This window comes from Brevibacterium zhoupengii, from assembly GCF_021117425.1.
Taxonomy (GTDB): Bacteria; Actinomycetota; Actinomycetes; order Actinomycetales; family Brevibacteriaceae; genus Brevibacterium; species Brevibacterium zhoupengii.
The window spans coordinates 983,327-1,004,323 of record NZ_CP088298.1 but is presented as its reverse complement, the minus strand read 5'-3'; the positions used below and the strand labels follow the sequence as shown (position 1 = coordinate 1,004,323).

The window sequence follows — 20,997 nt, the reverse complement described above, 5'->3', positions numbered from 1 at the left end:
CCCCCAAAGCCAAGATGAGCAAACGCAAGAAGGCCAAGATCTCCCGCGGAATCCAATACGGGATTCTGCTCGTCATCGTCATCGCCATCATCGCCGTGGCCGACTGGCCCACTCTCATCGACACCTTCGGTCGCGTGGACATCGCAGTCAGCATGTTCCCCGAAGTCATCACCAAGGCCCTGAAGAACACCGTGATCTTCACGGCCCTCGGCTTCGTGCTCGGGCTGATCGTCGCGATCGTGCTCGCGCTCATGCGCCTGTCCTCGGTCGGCATCTACAGGTGGATCTCATTCGCCTACATCGAGTTCTTCCGTGGGCTGCCTGCCCTCGTCGTCTTCCTCGTCATGGGATTCGGACTCCCCGTTGCCTTCCAGGGATTCAATCTTCCGCAGCTGGTCATCATCATGATCGCGCTGGCCCTCGTGTCCTCTGCCTATATGGCCGAGACGATCCGAGCCGGCATCCAGGCCGTGCCCAAGGGACAGGTCGAGGCGGCTCGATCCCTGGGCATGTCCTCATCGCGGGCAATGTTCACCATCGTGCTGCCCCAGGCGATGCGCATCATCCTGCCGCCGCTGACAAATGAGCTCATCCTGCTCACCAAGGACTCTTCACTGGCCTATATCCTCGGGTCCTCGGTCGACGGGCGCGAGCTCGCCGCACTGGGCCGCGCCGAGATCGTCAACTCCGCGAACCTCACCCCATTCATCGTCATCGCAGTCTGCTACCTCATCATCACGATTCCGCTGTCGTATCTCTCACGGGTCCTCGAACGCAAATACGGTTCTGCCGAGCCAGGAGTGAAGTAATGACCACAACATCTGCCACAACTTCGATCATCTCGATCAAGAACCTCAAGAAGAGCTTCGGCTCGAACCAAGTGCTCACCGACATCAACCTCGAGGTCGACAAGGGTGAGGTCGTCTGCGTCGTCGGGCCCTCGGGCTCGGGCAAGTCGACGATGCTGCGCTGCATCAATACACTCGAGACACCCACCGGTGGGTCCATTGTCGTCGACGGCATGGACATGACGGACCTCGATCTCGACATCGATGCCGCCCGCACTCGCATCGGCATGGTCTTCCAGTCGTTCAATCTCTTCGGCCACCTGACCGTGCGTGAGAATCTCACCGTCGCCCAGATCAAGGTGCTGGGGCGCTCGAAGGCGGAGGCCGAGAAGGTCGCCGAGTCGAACCTGGCGAAGGTGGGCCTGTCGGAGAAGATCGACGCGAAGCCCTCATCCCTGTCCGGCGGTCAGCAGCAGCGTGTGGCTATCGCGAGAGCTCTGAGCATGGACCCCGACGTCATGCTCTTCGACGAGCCCACCTCGGCATTGGACCCAGAGACCGTGGGCGATGTCCTCCAGGTCATGCGCAACCTCGCCGAGGCGGGAATGACGATGGTCGTCGTCACTCACGAGATGGAGTTCGCCCGGCAGGTCGCTGACCGTGTGATCTTCATGGACGGCGGGTACGTCGTCGAGGCAGGCCCGGCGAAAGAGGTCATCGGCAATCCGCAGCAGCAGCGGACGAAGGACTTCCTCGCCCGCGTCCTCAATCCCGGCCAGCTGGGCTAGTCATATCTCACCAGTCCTGCACGGAGGCTGCGCCTTCGCCTCGAAGTTTGAGGAGGAAGCCGCAGCGTCCCTGCTGGGCGATCTCCCCGTGCTGGTTGTACAGGGTGAACTGCCGATCGAGGAGGCCTTTGTCCCCGGCCGAAACTAAGCGCTTGCCGAGGATCACCATCTCCATGGTCACGGTGTCGCCGATGTAGAGCGGCCGCTTGAACGTCCAGTCGTCGATGCCGGTCATCGCGATCGCGGAACTGGTGAACCAGCCGGCTTTGTCCATGAGCCCTGTGATCACCGCGATCCCCAGCACTCCGTGAAGGAGGCGCTTCCCGCCGTTCGCGTCCATGTACTCGGCGTCGGAGTGCACCTGATTCCAGTCACCGGAGAACATCGAGAACATGGTCAGGTCGGCCTCCGAGAGAGTCCGTGACGAGGATCGATAGATCTGGCCGGCATCCATGTCCTCGTAATAGAGGCTGTGATCGGTGGAGATGAACCTGCGGTCAGCGCACATCTCCTCGTGCTTCTTCTTGGATTCCTGCGTCATTGCCGACTCCTTCGTCCTTCCGGGCCGGAACGTTCCATTCTCGGATCACCTATTGCCAGCCCTTAATGTGATCTGTCATACTCATGATACAAGAACGAACGTTCTTCCCTGCTCGAAGGAGAGTGCTATGGCCTCAACAATTGAACCGCCCGTCGACCGCTCCGGGCCCGACACCGCCGATCTTGACCTCCCAGAGGAGAGCAAGATGACCAAACTCGCGAGTGCCTCGATCCTCGCGACGGCCCTCGAATGGTTCGACTTCCTCATCTATTCGACCGCCTCGGCGCTGGTCTTCGGTCATATCTTCTTCCCCTCTCTCGAGGGCGCGCTGGGCACAATCGCCTCATTCGGCACCTTGGCCGTCGGCTTCATCGCCCGCCCTCTCGGCGGCATCATCGCCGGCGCACTCGGCGACCGCTTCGGCCGCAAGGGACCACTCGTCGCCTCGATGGTCGTCATGGGTCTGGCCACCACCTCCATCGGACTCCTTCCCGGATACGAGACCATCGGCATCTGGGCACCCATCCTCCTCATCACCGCACGCCTCGTTCAGGGCCTCGGCGTCGGAGCGCAGTGGGGCGGAGCCACTCTGCTGCTGACCGAGCACTCCCCCATCAAGCGCCGTGGGTTCTACGGCTCCCTGGTTCAGCTCGGAACGGTCGCCGGCATCATCATCGGCAACGCGTTCTTCCTCTGCATCCTGCTCTTCGTCGATGAGGACGCCTTCATCTCCTGGGGCTGGCGCGTTCCGTTCCTGTCGGGAATCCTCCTCGTCACGGTCGGCATCTTCGTCCAGATGAAGATCGAAGAGACCCCGGTCTTCAAAACGATGCAGGCCAAGGCCAATGCCGCCACCGCCGACAAGGAGATCCCCAAGGTTTCGCTGCTGGCAGCCGTCCGCAAATACTGGAAGCAGATCCTCCAGGCAGCAGGCGCGTTCTTCGTCGTCAACGGCACCTTCTACATCATGATCTCCGGCATGCTCTCCTACGGCACCGCCAACGTCGGACTCTCGCAGACGACGATGATCATGATCGTCTGCCTCTCCGTCGCCACTCAGATCTTCACAATCCCGTTCTTCGGCTCCTGGTCAGATCGTCACGGACGACGCAAGATCTTCCTCCTCGGCACAGTCCTCATGGCGATCTGGGCATTCCCGTTCTTCTGGCTCGTCGACACCGGCAACCCGTTCCTCGTCGCCCTTGCGATCATCGTCGGCCTCACCCTCCACGCCATGATGTTCGGCCCACAGGCCGCTCTCTTCGCAGAGATGTTTCCTGCCGATGTCCGCTACTTCGGTGCTTCGCTGGGCTTCCAGCTCGCCAGTGTCTTCGCCGGCGGCTTGGCCCCGATGATCATGGTCTCGCTCATCGAAGCCACAGGGACCTCCGCGAGCGTGGCGCTCTACATCATCGTCATGGCCATCATCACCTTCGTCGCCGTGTACACGATCAAGGAGCGCTTCCAGGCCGACCTGCACGAAACCTCGCAGGAAGTCGAAGAGCGTGAGGCCCGCGAAAGGGAGGTATCCGCACATGTCTGAGCAGTCACCATCACTCGAGGAGCGCATCGCCCGCCTCGAGGACATCCAGGCGATCGGCCAGCTTCGCGCCCGCTACTGTCAGGCGCTCGACGACGGTCACTGGGATGCTCTGGCTGACACGTTCACCGCCGATGGCGCGTTCGTCGGACTCTCCACAGCCCGCGGTCGCGAGGAGATGCTCGAGTTCTTCCCCAAACTCAACTCGACGACCGTGACCTCGTGGTGGCACTTCAGCTCGAACGAGACCGTCGACCTCGACGGCGACTCGGCCACCGGCACGACCTGGCTGCTCCAGCCCTGTGTCGTCGAGGGTGAATCGCAGCTGGCTGCCGGCCGCTATGACGACACGATGGTCCGCACTGCAGACGGCTGGAAGTTCACCGAGCGCAAGGTCTCGTTCTTCTTCTGGTCCTCACTCGAGGCCGGTTGGGATGCAGCACGCTTCTCGTTCCCACCCGCAGCGGGAGCCGCCGATGCGCGCACCATGGAAAGAGTCGAGAATGCTCAGAGCGTCTGACACGCCCTCGCTCCCGTGTGCGATCGCCTCGTCAGTGCGCGGCGCTGGGACGACCCGCGGCACGCACGAGACCGAACACGAGATCGACCTGGAGGTCGGCCAGTTCGGCAGACGAAAGTCTGCCGTCGGGCCGGTACCACGTGGACATCGAGTTGCACAGGGTCACAACACCACGCGTGGCCGAGCCGAGGTTGCGCACATCGCAGTCCCCGGCCTCGACGCCCTCGGCGATGGCGGTTCGGAAGACCTTCTCGGTGCGATCGCGCTGAGCAACCACCTCGGCGCGGTTCTCGCCTTCGAGGTAACGGAACTCGGTGATGCCCACCACCGAGGCGCGCGGCTTCTCCACGATGAAATCGACGTAGGCCCGCACCGCGGCATCAAGCCTGGCCAGCGGTGCGTCACCGGCCGCAGTCACTGCCGTCTCAAGCGAATCGGCAAGTGTGCGGGCGGTGTCTTCGAGGACGACCTCGAGGATCTCGCTCTTCGAACCGAAGTAGTTGTAGAGGTTCGACAGCGAGGTTCCGGCTGCCTTCGCGATCTCACGCGTCGACGCCCCGTGGAAACCCTTCGCTGCGAGCACTTCGAGCGCCGCGTCGATGACCGTTTCGCGGTCGATGAATCGTGGCGCAGCCCGCCGCCTGCCTGACTTGTCCACATGCTCGTCCATTGCCACCAATCTTCTCACAAGCCCCTTCGGAAGGAATCTCCATGACACCGCCACTCGCCCCCGGACAGCGACTGCTCGCTGCCGCGCCCGTCCTCGCCCCGGGGTCTGCATTGGCTCTGGCCGACGCTGTGGCCACTGCGATCGGCACTGAGATCGTCGACTCCTCCGACCTGGCCTCAGCGAACTTGGTGTCCGCGAACCTCGAGCTGAAGGGGCAGCTCACAGAGGCCGCCACCCCGACCGCGGTCGTCACAGCGGTCCTGGCCGAACTGGACGCGCGTGTGCGCACCGAGGTCACCGCCTTCCTCAACGGTGACGCGGGAGTCGCCGCGGTCCTGCGGTTGGCCTTCACCGGCGCCGAGGCTGTCGACCGTTCCGATTCCGTCTCCGGCCTGCTGTGCCCCGGCAGCAGGGAATGGAACGCCGAGCTCCACCGTCGGCTGAGCGATGACGAATCATTCGCCCGCCTCATCGAGTCCTATGACGGAACGGTCGGAATTGCGATCGGCGGCCGCCCCGTGCACATCCGCTGCTACCGCGGCCAGGTCCTCGAGGTCGTGGCCCGTGCGGTCAAGGGCGCCGACTTCGTCCTCGACATCCCGGGCGAGGTCTTCATCGATCTCATGTCCTCGGATGACAACTCCTTCATGGAGACCGCCATGCTAGGGAAGATGCGCTCGGCAGGATCCGGCTACGAGTACCTGCGCATGACCAGCGCCCTCATCCGCATCATCGACAACGCCCGCGCCCTCGCCGGCACCGCCGGCTACGTCGGCGCGACCACGACATCCATCGAAACCCTGCAGGTGGCCTGACATGACGACACTGACCGAAACCACACCGACGACCGGCACGACCGTGGCTACGACACTGCGTGCGCACCAGCTCGTCATCGACGGCCGCCTCGCCTTCGTCGAGGACTGGGGCGACATCGACGCGACCCCGCTGCTGGCCCTGCACACAGCAGGACAGAGCGGCGTCCAGTACGCCCACGTCGCCGCCGACCTCGCGGCCCTGGGATACCGCGTCATCGTCCCCGACTTCCCCGGCCACGGACGCAGCGAACCCTCTGCCCACGGTCCGGTGACCGACCTCGGCGAGTATGCCGGGTTCGCACTCACCGTCCTCGATCAGCTCGGCATCGACCGCTTCGTCGCCGTCGGCTGCTCGATCGGCGGAAAGATCACGATCGATCTCGCCGTACGGGCCGGAACTCGCATCCGGGCCGCGGTCGCGATGGCTGCCGGGGCTGAAGCTGGCCATGTTTCCGTTCGAGGTCTGACCCGCGAGCTCAACGACATCTCGACTCCCTCGCGCAGTGACCGCACCTATTGGGGCACACGCGCCGTCGTCGGCTCCGCGGTCAGCGAGGAACGCCGCACCGTCATCGCCCGCATGCACTGCCGCGAGGACCCGATCATCTCGAACTCGGACCTCATCGGCTGGGGCCGTCACGATGTCAGCGCAGGACTGCCCGACATCGTCTGCCCCACGATCCTCGTCGCCGGTGAGGATGACCTCTGGATCGACGCCGAGGCGGTCCGTCGTGATGCTGCGTCCATCCCTCGAGGATCGTTCACCTTCCTCCCCGGGATCGGGCATTATCCGATGGAGGAGATGAGCGATTTCGCCAGCCAGGTCGACGCATGGGTGCGCACCTTGGAAACCAGCGACGAAGAAACGGAGACCACCCGATCATGACCGCACAGACCAGTACTCTCTACGGCCACCTGGCATCGTGGGTCGAGGCCGACCCGCAGCGACTGGCCCTCATCGACCCTGTGCCTGCAGACGCGCAGTCCGCCAGCGCTCAGACCGGCGGCCTCGACCACGGACACATTCGCGTCACCGTGGCTGGTCTTCTCAACCGTGCGAACCAGCTCGCCGCCCTCCTCGCCGAGCACGAAGTCGGTGAGGGCGACTGCGTGGCAATCTGGCTGCCCAGTTGGGCAGACACCTACGCCTGGCAGTTCGCGGCCTCGGCCCGCGGAGCCCACGTCATCGGCGTCAACACTCGCTACAACGTCGCCGAGGTCGGCCATGTCCTCACGAAGGCGCGGCCCAAGGTCCTCGTAATGGCCCACGGATTCCGCGGCATCGACTTTCTTGCCACCGCAACGAAGGCCGTCGACGAATCGCAGGAGGACGCACCCACGGTTGCCGTCTGGGCCGTGCCGGGGGCATCGGAGGAACCTGTTGCCGCCGACTATGACCTCGGTTCCGGGGCAGTGATCGTGCCCGCGGACGGCACCACCACCTCGGCGACGGATTTGTCGGCTGTCGAACCGATTGCAGTCGAGCCCAGCGCGGACCGGCTGTCGGTCGCGTTCACGACCTCAGGGTCGACGGGCATGCCGAAACTGGCCGCCCACAAGGAGACCGCTGTGGTCTCCCATTCGCAGCACGTCGCCTCACGCGTGGGATTCGAGCCCGGCGACGTTCTCGTTGAGCCGCTGCCCTACTCCGGTGTCTTCGGATACTCGGCGGGCATGGGTGCGCTCTTCGGCGGCTCCGCAGTCCTCCTCCACCCTGTCTTCAACGAACAGGAACTTGTCTCGGCCTGGGATCACTTCAACGGCTCCCACTTCGTCGGCGCCGATGACATGCTCTCGCGGGTACGTCGTGTCTGCGAAGAGTCCGGCACTCGCCTGGATTCGTGGAAGTGGGCCGGCGTGGCCGACTTCCAAGGCATGTCCGCAGACATCGCACAATGGGCCGCCGAATCATTCGGCACTCGGACCGTCGGCGTCTACGGTTCTTCCGAAGTCTTCGCGCTGACCTCCTTCTGGCCCGTCGACACGCCCGAAGAGCTCCGCTACTCCGGTGGCGGGCGACTGACCGATCCCGCATACGAGTACCGCATCGTCGATCCCCTCTCGAACCTCGATGTCCCTGAAGGGTCAGAGGGCGAAGTGCAGCTGCGCGGGCCCAATATCGTTGACAGATACCTCGGCGACAAGGGCGAAGGCGCGAAGAACTTCACGACCGGAGGCTGGTTCTGCACCGGCGACCTCGGCCGAGCCCAAGGACCCGACTCCTTCGAATACGTGTGCCGCATGGGCGACGTCATCCGGCTGCGCGGATTCCTCGTCGACCCGGCAGAGATCGAACTCCACCTCATCACCCACCCCGAGGTCGAGATCGTCAAGGTCGTCGGCCGCAACAGTGAAGCGGGGTCCCCTGAAGTGGTCGCCTTCGTCCAGCCCGTGCCAGGGACGAATCCGGATCCGGCCGAGATCAGAGCGTACTGCAAGGATCGTCTGGCCAGCTTCAAGGTTCCCACCGAGGTCCGCCTCGTCGAGACTATGCCCGTCACCGCCGGAACGAACGGGTCGAAGATCAAGGCAGCCGTCCTGCGCGAATGGGCGGCCAAACCGCTCGAGACGCAGAAGTGACGCTCTCGCTGCCACCCCCGACTAGCCAAGGAGACACACAATGACGCACAAACCCAGGCCACGCCCGAATACCCCGCACTTCATGACCGAGGAGCGACTGGAGATCCAGGCGCTTGCTCGCGAGTTCGCCCGCGACGTCGTCCTGCCACTCGCGAATGAACTCGACCCGGTTGAGGGTCAGTTCCCAGAGTGGTTTATCAAGCAGATGGCGGACATGGGGTTCTTCGGCATCCTCATCCCCGAAGAGTACGGGGGTCTGGGGCTCGGCGTCTTCGAGTACTGTCTCGTCGCCGAGGAACTCTCCAGAGCGTGGATGAGTGTTGGTGGCCTGTTGGCTCGCGGCAACGGTATGGGTGGCAACTTCTCTCCCGAGCAGGAAGCCAGAATGTTGCCGAAGGTCGCCACCGGTGAATACCTCGGCGCCTTCGCCCTCTCCGAGGCCGAGGCCGGTTCCGATGTGGCGAACATTCGTTGCAAGGCCACGCGTGCTGATGATGGTGGGTGGGTTATCAATGGCACGAAGATGTGGTGCACGTTTGCCGATCAGGCCGACTACATCATTCTCTTCGCCCGCACCTCGACCGACGAAGCCAAGCGTCATCGTGGGATCTCGGCGTTCCTGGTCGAGAAGGAACGTGGTGAGTTCCCGGAGGGTATGTCGGGGACTGCGGTGAAGAAGATCGGGTACTTCGGGTGGAAGACCTGGGATCTGAACTTCGACGACTTCCACCTTCCGGCTGATGCATTGCTGGGTGAGGAAGATCGTGGCTTCTACCAAGCAGTGTCGGGACTTGAGGTCGGGCGTGCGCATACTGCTGCTCGATCCATCGGTCTGGCACAGGCAGCGCTTGAAGACTCGATTGCGTATCTGAAGCAGCGTGTTCAGTTCGGTCACCCGCTCGCTGATTTCCAGCATCTGCGGTTCAAGGTTGCTGACATGGCAGCTCAGATCGAGGCGTCCAGGGCGTTGATGTATCACGTGTGCACGCAGATCGATTCTGGTGCACGCTGTGACAAGGAAGCGGCGATGGTGAAGTACCTGGCGGCTGAGATGGCGGAGAAGGTCACCTCGGAGGCCGTGCAGATCCACGGTGGAGCTGGGTACACGAAGGACTTCGCGGTGGAACGTCATTGGCGTGATGCCAGGTTGACGAAGATCTTCGAAGGCTCCTCGGAGATCCAGATGCGCATCATCTCCGACGAACTGCTCGGACGCTGACACAAACCAACCCTTCCGAGGAGGAAGAATGCCGAAGAACATAGTCATCTGTGAACCCGTGAGATCTGCCGTCGGCGGATTCGGCGGACAGTTCAAGAACCTGCCGCCAGAAGAGCTCGGCCGCCAGGTCCTCGAAGCACTCATCACGAAGTCCGGGCTGAACGTCGACGTCGTCGACGATGTCATCCTCGGCAACTGCTACCCCACGATGGAAGCTCCGGCCATCGGGCGCGTCGTCGCATTGAATGCGGGACTTCCGATCACCACGCCCGGCCGTCAGATCGACCGTCGATGCGGATCCGGTCTCCAGGCCATCGCCGACGGACACGCGATGATCAATGCCGGATTCGCCGATGTCGTCATCGCCGGCGGCGTCGAGACCATGAGCCGCGGCGCCTTCTTCAACGAAGAGATCCGCTGGGGTGTCAAAGGCTCCGGCATCGACCTCAAGGACAGCTTGGCCCGTGGCCGCGTCACCGCAGGCGGCACGAACTATCCAGTGCCTGGTGGCATGATTGAGACCGCTGAGAACCTGCGCGCCGAATACAGCATCAGCCGCCAGGAACAGGACGAATTCGCCGTCGCCTCGCACCAGAAGGCAGCCAAGGCCCGAGACACCGGCCGCTTCGACGACGAGATCGCACCGATCACGATCCCCGCAACCCGGAAGACCCCGGAGCAGGTCATCACGAGCGATGAGCACATTCGCCCGAACGCGAACGTCGAATCGCTGGGTAAGCTGCGCCCGATCCTCGGCTCTTCCGACGCCGAGGCGACTGTGACAGCTGGCAACGCGTCGGGACAGAACGACGGCGCCGCGCTGTGCATCATCGCCACCGAGGAGAAGGCACGTGAGCTGGGCCTGCGCATCTTCGCCCGCATGGTCGGCTGGGCCGTGGCCGGCGTGCCGCCCAAGACCATGGGCATCGGACCTGTGCCGGCTGTCGCGAAGGCACTCGAACGTGCCGAGCTCAGCCTCGGCGACATGGACCTCATCGAACTCAATGAGGCCTTCGCGGCCCAGGCCTTGGCCTGCACCCGCGAGTGGAAGCTGAGCGAGTCCGATTTCGCTGAGCGACTCAATGTCAACGGCTCCGGAATCTCCTTGGGCCACCCAGTGGGCGCGACCGGCGGACGTATTCTGGCCACCCTGCTGCACGAACTCAAACGTCGCGACTCGCGCTATGGCGTCGAAACGATGTGCATCGGCGGCGGTCAGGGCATGGCAGCCGTCTTCGAGAACCTCGCGAGCTGAGAGCCGGCCGGCGGAGGCCGGCCTCGTCGAGAGCAGACCTGAGCGCCGAGAGTCGACTCCGTGAAGTCGGCTCTCGGCGCTCAGCTATGCTTTCGGCGACAAGCGCTCAGGCGTCCCTGCGGGGACGCCTCCTCGCCTCAGATCGTGAAGCCGGCGGGGAACGGGTCGGTGGGGTCGAGCGTGTACTGCGCGGTGCCGGTCAGCCAGGAGCGGCCGGTGATCGTGGGGACCACGGCCGTGTGTTCACCGACGCTCGTCTCCTCGACGAGGCGACCGGTGAACGAGGTGCCGATGAAGGACTCGTTGACGAAATCCGTATCCAGCCCCAGGTCGCCGCGGGCGTGATGGACGGCCATGAGGGCGCTCGTCCCGGTCCCTCCGGGCGAGCGGTCCACCCACCCGGGATGGTTGATCAGGATGTGTCGGGCATGGGACGCGGTTGAGCCGGGAGCCAGGAACACAACGTGCTCGCAGCCGCGGAAACCTGAGACCGGGTGCACCGGCTCGATCTGTTCGTTGACCGCGGCCATGATCGCACGGCCGGCCCTGGTGAATTCCTCGCCGCGGTCGCGGTCGAAGGGGATGCCAATCCCGCCCGACCCCGGCTCGCCCCCAGCCTCAACGAACGCATAGTAGTTCCCGCCGAAGGCGATGTCGCAGCCGATTGAGCCGTAGCCCGGAACGTCGACGCTCTGGTCCAAGGCATGGGCGTAGGAGGGGACGTTGACGATGGTCACCGATTCGGCTCGACCATCACGGACAACCACCTCGGCGACGATGAGCCCGATGGGCGTGTCCAAACGGATGCGCGTCACCGGCTCTTCCACCCTCACCATGCCGGTCTCCACGAGCACGGTGGCCACGGCGATGGTGCCGGCACCGCACATCGGGAGCACACCGGTGACCTCGATGAACAGCACACCCCAATCGGCATCGGAACGCGTCGGCGGCTGCAGGATCGCCCCGGAGAGCCAACCCGTGCCGCGGGGTTCGCACATGAGGAAGGTGCGCAGGTCATCGGAGTTGGCGATGAACCAGTCCCGGCGCTCGGCCATCGTGGCCCCAGGGTAGGTCCCGACTCCCCCGGTGACGACCCGCACCGGCAGACCCTCAGTGTGGGATTCAACGGTCTGGATGAGTCGATTCGTGCGCATGCTCGCCTACTTCTTCGACTCGAGCTGATCCTTCGGCAGGATGACGCGATAGCCCAACCGAGCGTCGTAGCCGTGGATCTCCCTAGTGTCGAGGGCGGACATGAAGTCGAGCACCTCGGCGGTGATGATCTGACCGGGCACGAGCACGGGGAATCCCGGCGGGTAGGGCGTGACGAACCCGGCAGAGACCGGCTGGTCCCCCGACTCGAGCCGACGGCCCAGCTCCTCGGGGAGGACGTGTTCGATGTTCCAGCGGCGCAGTCCGGCGTAGTAGGCGGTGCGCAGGTCACCGTCGGGCAGTTGCTTCGACGGATCCTCAGCCGGCACCTCGGCGGCGTATGCGGGGGCGAAGGCGCTGAAGTCCGGCAGCGGCGGCATGATCTCGGCCGGCTCGTCGAGGGAATACTCGGCCTGGAGTTCGTGCGGGTCATTGAACTTCTCGGCCATCTTGACGAGGACCTCGATGAGGTAGGCCACAGCCGAGCGTGACGTGCCGATGTTCGTCATGAACAGCACCGTGTTGCGGCTCGTCTTATTGACCTGAATGCCGTAGCGGTCCATGAGGAAGTCGTGCTTGAAGGTGTCCCCGTCGACTCCGGTGCCGCTGATCTCGATCGTGATGCGGCTGGGATCGACGACGAACTCATCGGTCGTCCACGCATGCCAGAACGTCGCCAGACCATCACGCAGCGGCATCGTGCGCTCGGTCTGCCGGTACTCCTCGGGAATGAGGTCGGCCGCGGTGAGCACCCGGAAGGTCTTCTTCAAAAGCGGATGGCGCGAGACAGCCGAGGCCAGGCTCATTGCCAGGTCCAGTTGCTTCTGCACGAGGGCGAAGCCCTCCATCTCGACCTGCCGGCGCCCCAAATCCAAGGACGCGAGGATCTGGTAGTTCGGCGAGGTCGAAGTGTGCGTCATGTACGCCTCGTGGAACGACTCCTCAGCCCCGTGGGAGAACTCCTGGTCATAGACGTGGATCATCGAGCCCTGCCGCAGCGAGGTCAGCGTCTTGTGCGTCGACTGGGTCGCATACACGCGCAGGACCGCGTCCGGCGGCGGCAGCAGGGACTCGTTCAGCCACACCTCGTCGGGAGCCGGTTCACCGGTCTGTGCATCGAAGAGCCGCTCGCGCTGCTCCCGATATGCCCTGGCGTGGGCGTCGGTGCCGAGGATCGCCTCGAGCCGCTCGGCCGCGACCATGGCGGTGCGTTTGCGGGTGACCGGGTGGAACCGGGCGAAGGCGAACCACGCCTCGTCCCAGAGGAAGACGAGGTCGGGCTTGATTGCCAGGCACTCGGCCATGACCTTCTCCGGGTCGTAGACGATCCCGTCGAAGGTGCAGTTGGTCAGGGTGATCATCCGGACCTCGTCGAGGCGGCCGGCGGCCCGGTAGTCGAGCAGGAGCTGCTTGATCCGGTTCAGCGGCACCGCGCCGTAGAAGGCGACGTCGTTGAGCGGGTAGGCCTCGAGGTAGGCGGTCCTGGCGCCCGTGAGCATGAGCGCGTGGTGGTGCGACTTGTGGCAGTTGCGGTCGACCATGACGACCTCGTCGGGTGAGACGACGGCCTGGTGGACGATCTTGTTCGCCGTCGAGGTCCCGTTCGTCACGAAGTAGGTCCGCTTCGCGCCGAAGGCCCTGGCCGCCAGAGACTGCGCCTTCTTGATCGTGCCGACCGGAGCGAGCAGGGAATCCAACTCACCCGAGGTGGCGCTGGTCTCCGCGAGCAGCAGGTTGAGACCGTAGAAGTCGACGAAGTCACTGATCCACTTCGAGCCCACGACCGAGCCGCCGCGAGAGACAGGCAGGGCGTGGAAGACACCGGCCGGGCGGCGTGCGTGCTCCCGGATCGCGGTGAAGAACGGAGTGTCGTAGAGGTGCTGGACACGGCGCAGCAAGGACAGGTGGAGCTCGAACTGGTCCTCTCGGCGGAAGACACGGCGGAACCGATGGGTCAACGCTCCGGCCAGGCTCTCGATATGGGCACCGGCCATGAGGTAGAGGTCGAGTTCGGGGCGCAGACCCGCCAGGGTGTCTGCCAGACGCAGCACCCGCCGGACCGAGTTGAGCGGACTCATCGGCATCGTCGGCGAGTCGGTCGTGCCCTGGTGGGCGAGTTCGACGGCGCTGCGCAGGTCGCGGCTGAGCACCTGCCGGGTGCGGTCGGTGAAGCCGGGGCGGATGACGCAGGCGAGCAGGTTCGGGTTCGTCAGCGCCGCAGCCACAGCATCGTCGGCGGTGGGGACGATGACGTAGTCGTAGATGAACTGGTCGGAGGCGTGGCGCAGTTTGAGCAGGTCGGTGTGCAGCTCATCGCGGCCGCCCTCGGTGGTCTCATCGACGATGAGGACCTCGAAGCGGGGGCGCGAATCCTGGCGGTCCTTGTGCTCGGCACGCTCGTCCTCGGAGAGGTCATCGTCGACGACATCGGGGACCGTGGTTCCGCGCAGACGGTTGACGGCGCGCGTAATCATGTCATGGGCCTTGTCGAACTCACCGTTGGAGAGCAGCTCGGCGATGTCCTCGACATAGCGCTGCCCGAACCCGCCCCAGTACAGTTCGATCGTCTTCAGCGATCGCAGCGACCGCCAGACCTCGCCGTCGGCGGCGATCATCGAGAAGTCCCCGCCGCTGATGGCCAGTCGCTTGATCGCGAACTTCAGGTATTCCCAGGCATCCGAGCGCAGACGCCAGGTGCTTGCAGGCATGCCCGGATCGCGTTCGAGCTGCGACTTCTTCGGCCGAGACCGGAATCCCGTCTCCGCGGATCCCCCAGACGAGTCGGAGTCCAACCGCTTTCGGGGCGTCCCTCCGGCCGCTGCCGGTCCAGGCATAAATGATGCCTGTCCCGAGTGTTCGTCGGAGTCGATGCCGGTCATACTTGAGCCTCCTGGCGATGAACTATCTCGATGTCGAGCGATTCCCTGCGGAATCCGTTGTGCCAAGATCATACGGCGTTGTGCGACCGAATGTTCAAGAGTCTGCCCACATGAGACAAAAGAATGATAAGCATGAAGCCATGGACAACTCAGCGCCACTTTCCGCAGGTCACCTCCTCGTCAAGGAGCTCGAAGCCCACGGCGTCCAGCGTTCCTACCTGGTCCCCGGCGAGTCCTACCTCGACGTTCTCGACGGCCTCCACGATTCGACTATCACCCCGATCGTCTGCCGCCAAGAGGGTGGAGCCGGCTACATGGCCGTAGCCGAGGGCCGCATGACCGGCATCCCCGGGATCGCCATGGTCACCCGCGGTCCCGGTGCCTCGAACGTCATGGTCTCGGTCCACACCGCCTACCAGGACGCGACGCCGCTCGTCGTGTTCGTCGGCCTCATCCCCACCGCCCAGCGTGGCCGCGAGTCCTTCCAGGAATTCGACCTGAACGGCTGGTTCTCGACGACGACCAAGAAGGTCCTCACCCTCGATGACCCCGACAAGGCCGCCGAGGTGGTCGCCGATGCCATGCACACCGCCGTGACCGGCCGGGCGGGTCCCGTCGTCGTGGGCCTGCCCGAGGAGGTCCTGGTCAAGGCCAGCGCGGGGACGGTGCTGCCGCCGCGCACGCACGGTTCTGCTGCCCCCTATGCAGGCGATGTCACCGAGCTGCGGGCCCGCATCCTCCAGGCCGATCGTCCCGTCCTCATCATCGGCGGCGAGGACTGGTCCCCGGCGACCTCGCGCAGGATCGCGCAGTGGTCACGCGACCGCGGCCTCGGCGTCATCGGCACCTTCCGTGCCTATGACGGCATCGACCACGACTCCCCCAATTTCCTCGGCATGCTCGGCTTCGGTGCCTCCGCGGTCGCGAAGAGAACCTTCGCCGAGGCTGACCTGCACATCTTCCTCGGCTGTGTCCGCACCGATGTGGCCACCGATTCCTTCACCATCGGCACCGACGCCAAGACCGTCGTCATCGGCCCCGATCCGGACGCTCACGGACATTTCGGCAGCCTCGACCAGCACATCATCACCCCGGTCAACCGCTTCGCCCAGGCCCTGTTCACCGAGGACGGTGCACGTGCGTATTCGGTGTCCTCCGACGGGTCGATCAATGAGCCTGCTGTCGGAGATGAGCACCTGAGCGGCAACGACGAACCGGTGCCGCTGCCCGAATGGATCCGCCAAGCCCGGGCAGAACTCGAGGAATGGCGGGTGCCGGTGACCACCTCGGCGAGCTCTGACTCTGGTCGTGCCGGTGACGGCTTCGTCGACATGGATGAGGCCTTCGTCCATGTCAGGGAGCTGCTGCCGGACAACGCGATCATCACCTACGGGGCCGGGAACTTCTCGGGCTGGGCCACCAGGTTCCTGCCCACCCACGGCTTCCCCTCGGCGCTGGGCCCACGCAACGGATCGATGGGCTTCGGGCTCCCCGCCGCCGTTGCCGCCGGACTCGTTCATCCCGAGCGTCCCGTGTTCTGCATCGCCGGCGACGGTGACTTCCTCATGAACGGCCAGGAGCTCGCCACCGCCGCACAATACGGTGTCAACCTCACCGTCGTCGTCAACGACAACTCGGTCTACGGCACGATCCGCGGCCACCAGGATCGCGAGTATCCGGGCCGCGCAACTGGCACCTCCCTGTCCAGCCCCGATTTCGCGGCCCTCGCCACGGCTTTCGGCGGTATGGGACTGACAGTCGAACGCACGGAGGACTTCCGAGATGCCTTCGAGAAGGCACTGGCCCACAAGGGTCCCGCGCTCGTCCGCTGTCTCACCGACCCCGCGATCCGCGGAGCCCGGGTGTGAGTGCCACGCTGGCCCCGACCCCCACGCTGTAACTGATTCTGACGCTGCAAAGGTGACTGACATGAACATCGACGCGATCTTCACCGATCTCGACGCCCACACGCTCGACCCGGCACGTCCGCGGGCGAAGAAGATCGGCGTCTTCGCCGGGCGCATCATCGGCTTCGATGAGGAGCTCGACGGCGTCACCGCGGATCGGGTCGAATCGCTGGGCGGGGCCACGGTGCTGCCGGGCTTCAACGACGTCCACTGCCACACCGCATGGTTCGGACTCACCCTGGCATCGATCGACGTCACAGCGCTGCCCGGCGGCCTGCCCGATGTCTACGCCGCCCTCGAGAAGGCAGCTGCGACGACTCCGGCCGGCGAGTGGATCAACGCCACCGGCTACGCCCACCGCGACTACGACGGGCAGTACCCGGAGCTGTCCCGCCTCGACGAGATCACCGGCGACCGGCCTCTATTCATGCGACAGACCTCCGGGCATGCCGCCATCGTCAACACCGAGGCGATGAAGCGAGCAGGGATCCTCGACCCCGGCTTCAGCGACCCAGTCGGCGGCAGGGTCGTCACCGATGCGGCGGGCCACCCCACAGGCCTGGTCGAAGAGACCGCGCAGGGCCTCGTCCAGGACCTCATCCGCCCCTATTCACTCGACACGATCGTCGAGGCCATCGACCTTGCGACCGCGTACTACGCGAAGGAAGGCATCACCTCCTTCGGTGACTGCGGCGTCGCCTACGGCTGGATCGGACACTCCCCCATCGAAGTCAGCGCCTACCTGCGTGCGCGCGAAGAGGGCAAGCTGCGTGCCCGCGCCCAGCTCCTGCCGCAGGCCGACGGACTCCACGAGATCGCAGCGAACTCGGCCGACGGCTTCGGCATCGGCCTCGATGCAGGGGTGCGCACCGGCCTCGGCGATGACCTCGTCTCTCTGGGACCGGTCAAGTTCTTCATGGACGGGGCGCTGAGCGGGGAGACCGCAGCTCTGCGGGAGAACTACGAGGGCAAGGACCATCCCGGCTACCTGCAGGACGACGCCGAGGTGCTGCGCAAGCAGATCCTCGACACCTACGCCTCCGGGTGGTCCGTCGCGGTCCATGCGATCGGCGATGCGGCCGTGGATGCTGCCGTGGCCAACATCGTCGACGCGCAGGCCAAGTACGGTCGCCGGGTCGTTCCCAACCGGATCGAACACGCTGCCCTCGTCCATGATGAGCACCTATCCACCCTGGCCGACAACGGAATCGTCGTGACCCCGCAGTCCGCATTCGCCGAAGGCATCGGCGACGGAATGAACGCCTCACTGGGACCTGCACGTCGTTCCCTGATCTACCGCGCGAAGTCCTTCATCGATAACGGTGTGCTGCTGGCCGGCAGCTCGGATCGCCCCTGCGCCGACGGCAATGCGCTGCGCGGCATCGAAGCCTTTGTGACGAGGAAGACCCGCGACGGCGACATCATGGGCTCGGCCGAGGAATGCCTGAGCGCCGATGAGGCGATCGCCGCCTACACCTCGGTCGCGGCCGAAGCCTCCGGGCACGGCGCAGACAAGGGAACACTGTCACGCGGGAAGCTCGCGGACTTCGTGGCCCTCGACGCCCACCCCGCAGACGTGGCCCCCGAGCAGATCTCACAGATTACAGTCCGCGCCACCGTCCTCGGCGGCGACTTCACCCACGACGCCCGCTAGAACTCAGCGGGAGAAGTCGAGGTCGGTGAGCACCTTCTCGAAGACGCCGAGGCCGGTTTCGAGATCCTCTTCGCTGATGTTGATCGGCGGGACCACGTGGAGACGGTGATAGTTGTTGAAGGGCACCACCCCGTGTTCCTTGAGCGCAGCCACCACCGAGGCGACCTCGGGTGAGCCGCCACCGTAGGGTGCCAGCGGTTCCCTCGATTCCTTGTCCCAGACCAGTTCGATCGCCCAGAACGCGCCGACTCCGCGGACTTCGCCGACGTGCTTCGAGTTCTCCGCGATCTGGCGCAGCCTGGGCCCGATGATCTCCTCACCGATGCGTTCGGCATGATCGATCATGCGCTCCTCGTCCATCGCCTTGAGGGTGGCCACGGCCGCAGCACAGGCCAGCGGGTGGCCGGAGTAGGTGAGCCCGCCGGGGTAGGCCTTACGTGCGAAGGAACCGTAGATCGCATCATCCATGATCACTCCGCCCAGGGGCACATAGCCGGAGTTCACGCCCTTGGCGAAGGTGATGATGTCGGGCACCACATCGAAGTGTTCGAAGGCGAACCATTTGCCGGCCCGCCCGAATCCGGCCATCACCTCGTCGGCGATATAGATGATGTCGTGTTTGTCGCACAGGGCTCGCACGCCCTGCATGTACTCGCTGCCAGGCAGCATGATGCCGGCGGTGCCGGGGATGGACTCGAGGATGATCGCGGCGATCGTCGACGGGCCCTCGAGTTCGATGGTGCGCTCGAGGTGGCGCAGAGCCCTCTCGGTCTCCTCCTCCTCGGTGGTGGCCGAGAATTCGGACCGGTAGAGGAAAGGCCCGAAGAAGTGGACGACACCGGAGTCGCCACGGTCATTGGACCAGCGGCGCGGGTCACCGGTGACGTTGACTGCCGTCTCCGTGCCCCCGTGATACGAGCGGTATCGGGAGAGGATCTTGTGTTTGCCGGTGTGCAGCCGGGCCATGCGGATCGCATGCTCGTTGGCATCGGCGCCGCCGTTGGTGAAGAACACATGGTCCAGACCGGCCGGGGTGCGCTCGGTGATGAGCCGAGCGGCTTCGGACCGGGCGGCGTTGACGTGGGCGGGACTGATCGTGCACAGCAGGTCCGCCTGGTCCTTGATGGCCTGGACGACCTTCGGATGCTGGTGGCCGATGTTGGTGTTGACCAGCTGTGAGGAGAAGTCGAGGAACGACTGCCCCTGACCGTCGATGATGGTCGAGCCCTGCGCGCGGGAGACGGTCATCGGGTCGATGAGCTCCTGGGCCGACCAGGAGTGGAAGACATGCGCTCGATCGAGTTCGTAGGCTCTGGCGGATTCGTCCTTGATCGCCGAGATTTCAGCTTCGCTGAGCTGCTGCACAACGCATCACCCTTTCACCATTGTTCAGGTTCGTCCGCTCATCGTAGATCAGATTCCGGCGAAACGGTCCGGGCCCGTGGTGGCGGGGTCCGCGTCAGTGGTCTTCGGTAGAGTGATCGGCATGCCCTACCGCACGATCGCCGCCCCCGCTGAGACCGAGATCGAGATCAAGAAGTCACGCTTCATCGGGTACCTCGCGCCGGTCGCCGACGAGGCAGAGGCCAGGGAGGTCATCGCCGAGCGCCGCAGCGCCCATCCGAAGGCGCGCCATCATTGCACTGCGTTCGTCCTCGATCCCGATTCGCGCACACAGCGCTTCAGCGATGACGGCGAGCCGGCGGGCACCGCCGGGGCACCGATCCTCGACGTCGTCTCCGGACACCAGCTGACCTTCGTCGTTGCGGTGGTGACCAGGTATTTCGGGGGAACTCTGCTGGGTGCGGGAGGACTCGTCCGCGCCTACGGCCAGGCCACCTCGGCGGCCTTGGAAACGGCACGCATCGTGACGAAGCATGAGCTGGTGCCGGTGCGCGCCGAGGTGGACTACGCCCAGGCCAACGCCCTGGATCGAGCGGCCGGGAACCGGGGCTGGACGACACGGTCACAGTACGGTGCCGCCGTGGAGCTCGACATGATGGTCCCCGTCGCCGAGGTGGACGCGGCCCTGGCGATATACGCAGACGTCACCGCCGGTCAGGCAGAGCCCGCCGTCGGTGACGTCGAATGGGTGTGATCAGGTCTGGGTGTCGATCAGTGCTGAACTGATCAGTCCAGTGCTGCGATCTTCCCGACCTGTGCGTTGGTGAGCATGACGAGGTCCTCGGGACGGATCTCGATCTCGAGGCCACGGCGGCCTGCGGAGACGAAGACCGAGGAGTGCTCGAGTGCGGTGCGGTCGATGACGACCGGCACAGCATGACGCTGCCCGAACGGAGAGACTCCGCCGACCGGGTAGCCGGTGCGACGCTCGGTCTCGGCCACGCCTGCCAGCTGAGCCTTCTTCGCTCCGCGTGCGGACGCGAGACCCTTGAGGTCGAGCTGCCCGGACACGGGGACCAGGGCGGTGACGGGGGCGCCGTCGACCTGGATCATCAGGGTCTTGAACACCTGGTCAGAGCCGACGCCGAGCTTATCGGCTGCTTCGGACCCGTAACGGCGGGTGCTGGGGTCGTGATCGAAGCTGTGCAGGGTGTAGTCGATGCCTGCCAGGTTGAGTACACGGACGGCCGGGGTAGCCGCGCTTGTCGGTTTGGATGCCACTGTCATAAAGGGGTCGTGCCTCCTGCCCGTAAATCTGCGGGGACACGCGGAGCATTTCTGCCCG

General features: G+C 64.9%; 18 protein-coding genes. 12 read left to right on the top strand and 6 right to left on the bottom strand.

Annotation, left to right across the window (positions count from 1 at the left end):
• The first annotated feature begins 14 nt into the window (after positions 1-14).
• Together LQ788_RS04455 and LQ788_RS04450 are read left to right on the top strand one after the other, a co-directional pair.
• Positions 15-809 carry an amino acid ABC transporter permease gene (locus LQ788_RS04455; protein ID WP_231447315.1) on the top strand — a complete coding sequence of 265 codons (795 nt, stop codon included), beginning with the start codon at positions 15-17 and terminating at the stop codon, positions 807-809.
• Positions 809-1,576, top strand: a complete 768-nt coding sequence (locus LQ788_RS04450) for an amino acid ABC transporter ATP-binding protein (RefSeq protein ID WP_275902129.1) — start codon at positions 809-811, stop codon at positions 1,574-1,576. Before LQ788_RS04455 ends, LQ788_RS04450 begins: the two co-directional genes overlap by 1 nt.
• Positions 1,577-1,583: 7 nt before the next feature.
• On the opposite strand, the gene LQ788_RS04445 is transcribed toward LQ788_RS04450, so the two are convergent.
• Positions 1,584-2,117: a MaoC/PaaZ C-terminal domain-containing protein gene (locus tag LQ788_RS04445; protein WP_231445552.1), complete on the bottom strand. Its 534-nt coding sequence runs from the start codon at positions 2,115-2,117 to the stop codon at positions 1,584-1,586.
• Positions 2,118-2,244: 127 nt separating this feature from the next.
• Between LQ788_RS04445 and LQ788_RS04440 the strand changes: the two genes are divergently transcribed.
• Complete coding sequence (locus LQ788_RS04440) at positions 2,245-3,660, top strand: MFS transporter (RefSeq protein ID WP_231445550.1); 1,416 nt, start codon at positions 2,245-2,247, stop codon at positions 3,658-3,660.
• Positions 3,653-4,177: a nuclear transport factor 2 family protein gene (locus LQ788_RS04435; RefSeq protein WP_231445549.1), complete on the top strand. Its 525-nt coding sequence runs from the start codon at positions 3,653-3,655 to the stop codon at positions 4,175-4,177. Before LQ788_RS04440 ends, LQ788_RS04435 begins: the two co-directional genes overlap by 8 nt.
• 31 nt (positions 4,178-4,208) lie before the next feature.
• On the opposite strand, the gene LQ788_RS04430 is transcribed toward LQ788_RS04435, so the two are convergent.
• Positions 4,209-4,847 (bottom strand): TetR/AcrR family transcriptional regulator, encoded by a 639-nt coding sequence (locus LQ788_RS04430; RefSeq protein ID WP_231445548.1) that lies wholly within the window; start codon positions 4,845-4,847, stop codon positions 4,209-4,211.
• 41 nt (positions 4,848-4,888) lie between these two features.
• Between LQ788_RS04430 and LQ788_RS04425 the strand changes: the two genes are divergently transcribed.
• Genes LQ788_RS04425 through LQ788_RS04405 form a run of 5 tightly spaced genes read left to right on the top strand, consistent with a single transcriptional unit; the run spans position 4,889 to position 10,716 of the window.
• Positions 4,889-5,662: a hypothetical protein gene (locus LQ788_RS04425; protein ID WP_231445547.1), complete on the top strand. Its 774-nt coding sequence runs from the start codon at positions 4,889-4,891 to the stop codon at positions 5,660-5,662.
• A 1-nt stretch (position 5,663) separates the two neighbouring features.
• Positions 5,664-6,548: an alpha/beta fold hydrolase gene (locus tag LQ788_RS04420; protein WP_231445546.1), complete on the top strand. Its 885-nt coding sequence runs from the start codon at positions 5,664-5,666 to the stop codon at positions 6,546-6,548.
• The gene (locus LQ788_RS04415; RefSeq protein ID WP_231445544.1) at positions 6,545-8,242 is read left to right on the top strand and encodes an AMP-binding protein; all 1,698 of its coding nucleotides are present in this window, start codon (positions 6,545-6,547) and stop codon (positions 8,240-8,242) included. Before LQ788_RS04420 ends, LQ788_RS04415 begins: the two co-directional genes overlap by 4 nt.
• A gap of 40 nt (positions 8,243-8,282) precedes the next feature.
• Positions 8,283-9,461, top strand: coding sequence for an acyl-CoA dehydrogenase family protein (locus LQ788_RS04410; protein ID WP_231445542.1), 1,179 nt, complete (start codon positions 8,283-8,285; stop codon positions 9,459-9,461).
• Positions 9,462-9,489: 28 nt separating this feature from the next.
• A complete protein-coding gene (locus tag LQ788_RS04405; protein ID WP_231445540.1) occupies positions 9,490-10,716 on the top strand; it encodes an acetyl-CoA C-acetyltransferase in 1,227 nt (408 codons plus the stop codon).
• 137 nt (positions 10,717-10,853) lie between these two features.
• Here LQ788_RS04405 and LQ788_RS04400 read toward each other — a convergent pair whose 3' ends face one another.
• Both LQ788_RS04400 and LQ788_RS04395 read right to left on the bottom strand, forming a co-directional pair.
• Positions 10,854-11,870 carry a proline racemase family protein gene (locus LQ788_RS04400; protein ID WP_231445539.1) on the bottom strand — a complete coding sequence of 339 codons (1,017 nt, stop codon included), beginning with the start codon at positions 11,868-11,870 and terminating at the stop codon, positions 10,854-10,856.
• Between the two features lie 6 nt (positions 11,871-11,876).
• Positions 11,877-14,747 carry an aminotransferase class I/II-fold pyridoxal phosphate-dependent enzyme gene (locus LQ788_RS04395; protein WP_231445538.1) on the bottom strand — a complete coding sequence of 957 codons (2,871 nt, stop codon included), beginning with the start codon at positions 14,745-14,747 and terminating at the stop codon, positions 11,877-11,879.
• Between the two features lie 110 nt (positions 14,748-14,857).
• Between LQ788_RS04395 and LQ788_RS04390 the strand changes: the two genes are divergently transcribed.
• Both LQ788_RS04390 and LQ788_RS04385 read left to right on the top strand, forming a co-directional pair.
• Positions 14,858-16,615 carry a thiamine pyrophosphate-dependent enzyme gene (locus LQ788_RS04390; RefSeq protein WP_231445537.1) on the top strand — a complete coding sequence of 586 codons (1,758 nt, stop codon included), beginning with the start codon at positions 14,858-14,860 and terminating at the stop codon, positions 16,613-16,615.
• A gap of 61 nt (positions 16,616-16,676) precedes the next feature.
• Positions 16,677-18,308 (top strand): amidohydrolase, encoded by a 1,632-nt coding sequence (locus tag LQ788_RS04385; RefSeq protein WP_231445536.1) that lies wholly within the window; start codon positions 16,677-16,679, stop codon positions 18,306-18,308.
• 3 nt (positions 18,309-18,311) lie between these two features.
• Here LQ788_RS04385 and LQ788_RS04380 read toward each other — a convergent pair whose 3' ends face one another.
• A complete protein-coding gene (locus LQ788_RS04380; RefSeq protein ID WP_231445535.1) occupies positions 18,312-19,673 on the bottom strand; it encodes an aspartate aminotransferase family protein in 1,362 nt (453 codons plus the stop codon).
• Positions 19,674-19,794: 121 nt separating this feature from the next.
• On the opposite strand from LQ788_RS04380, the gene LQ788_RS04375 reads away from it, so the two are divergent.
• Positions 19,795-20,406 carry a YigZ family protein gene (locus tag LQ788_RS04375; protein WP_231445534.1) on the top strand — a complete coding sequence of 204 codons (612 nt, stop codon included), beginning with the start codon at positions 19,795-19,797 and terminating at the stop codon, positions 20,404-20,406.
• Between the two features lie 32 nt (positions 20,407-20,438).
• Here LQ788_RS04375 and ybaK read toward each other — a convergent pair whose 3' ends face one another.
• Positions 20,439-20,939 carry a Cys-tRNA(Pro) deacylase gene (gene ybaK / locus LQ788_RS04370; protein ID WP_125187771.1) on the bottom strand — a complete coding sequence of 167 codons (501 nt, stop codon included), beginning with the start codon at positions 20,937-20,939 and terminating at the stop codon, positions 20,439-20,441.
• Positions 20,940-20,997 lie beyond the last annotated feature (58 nt).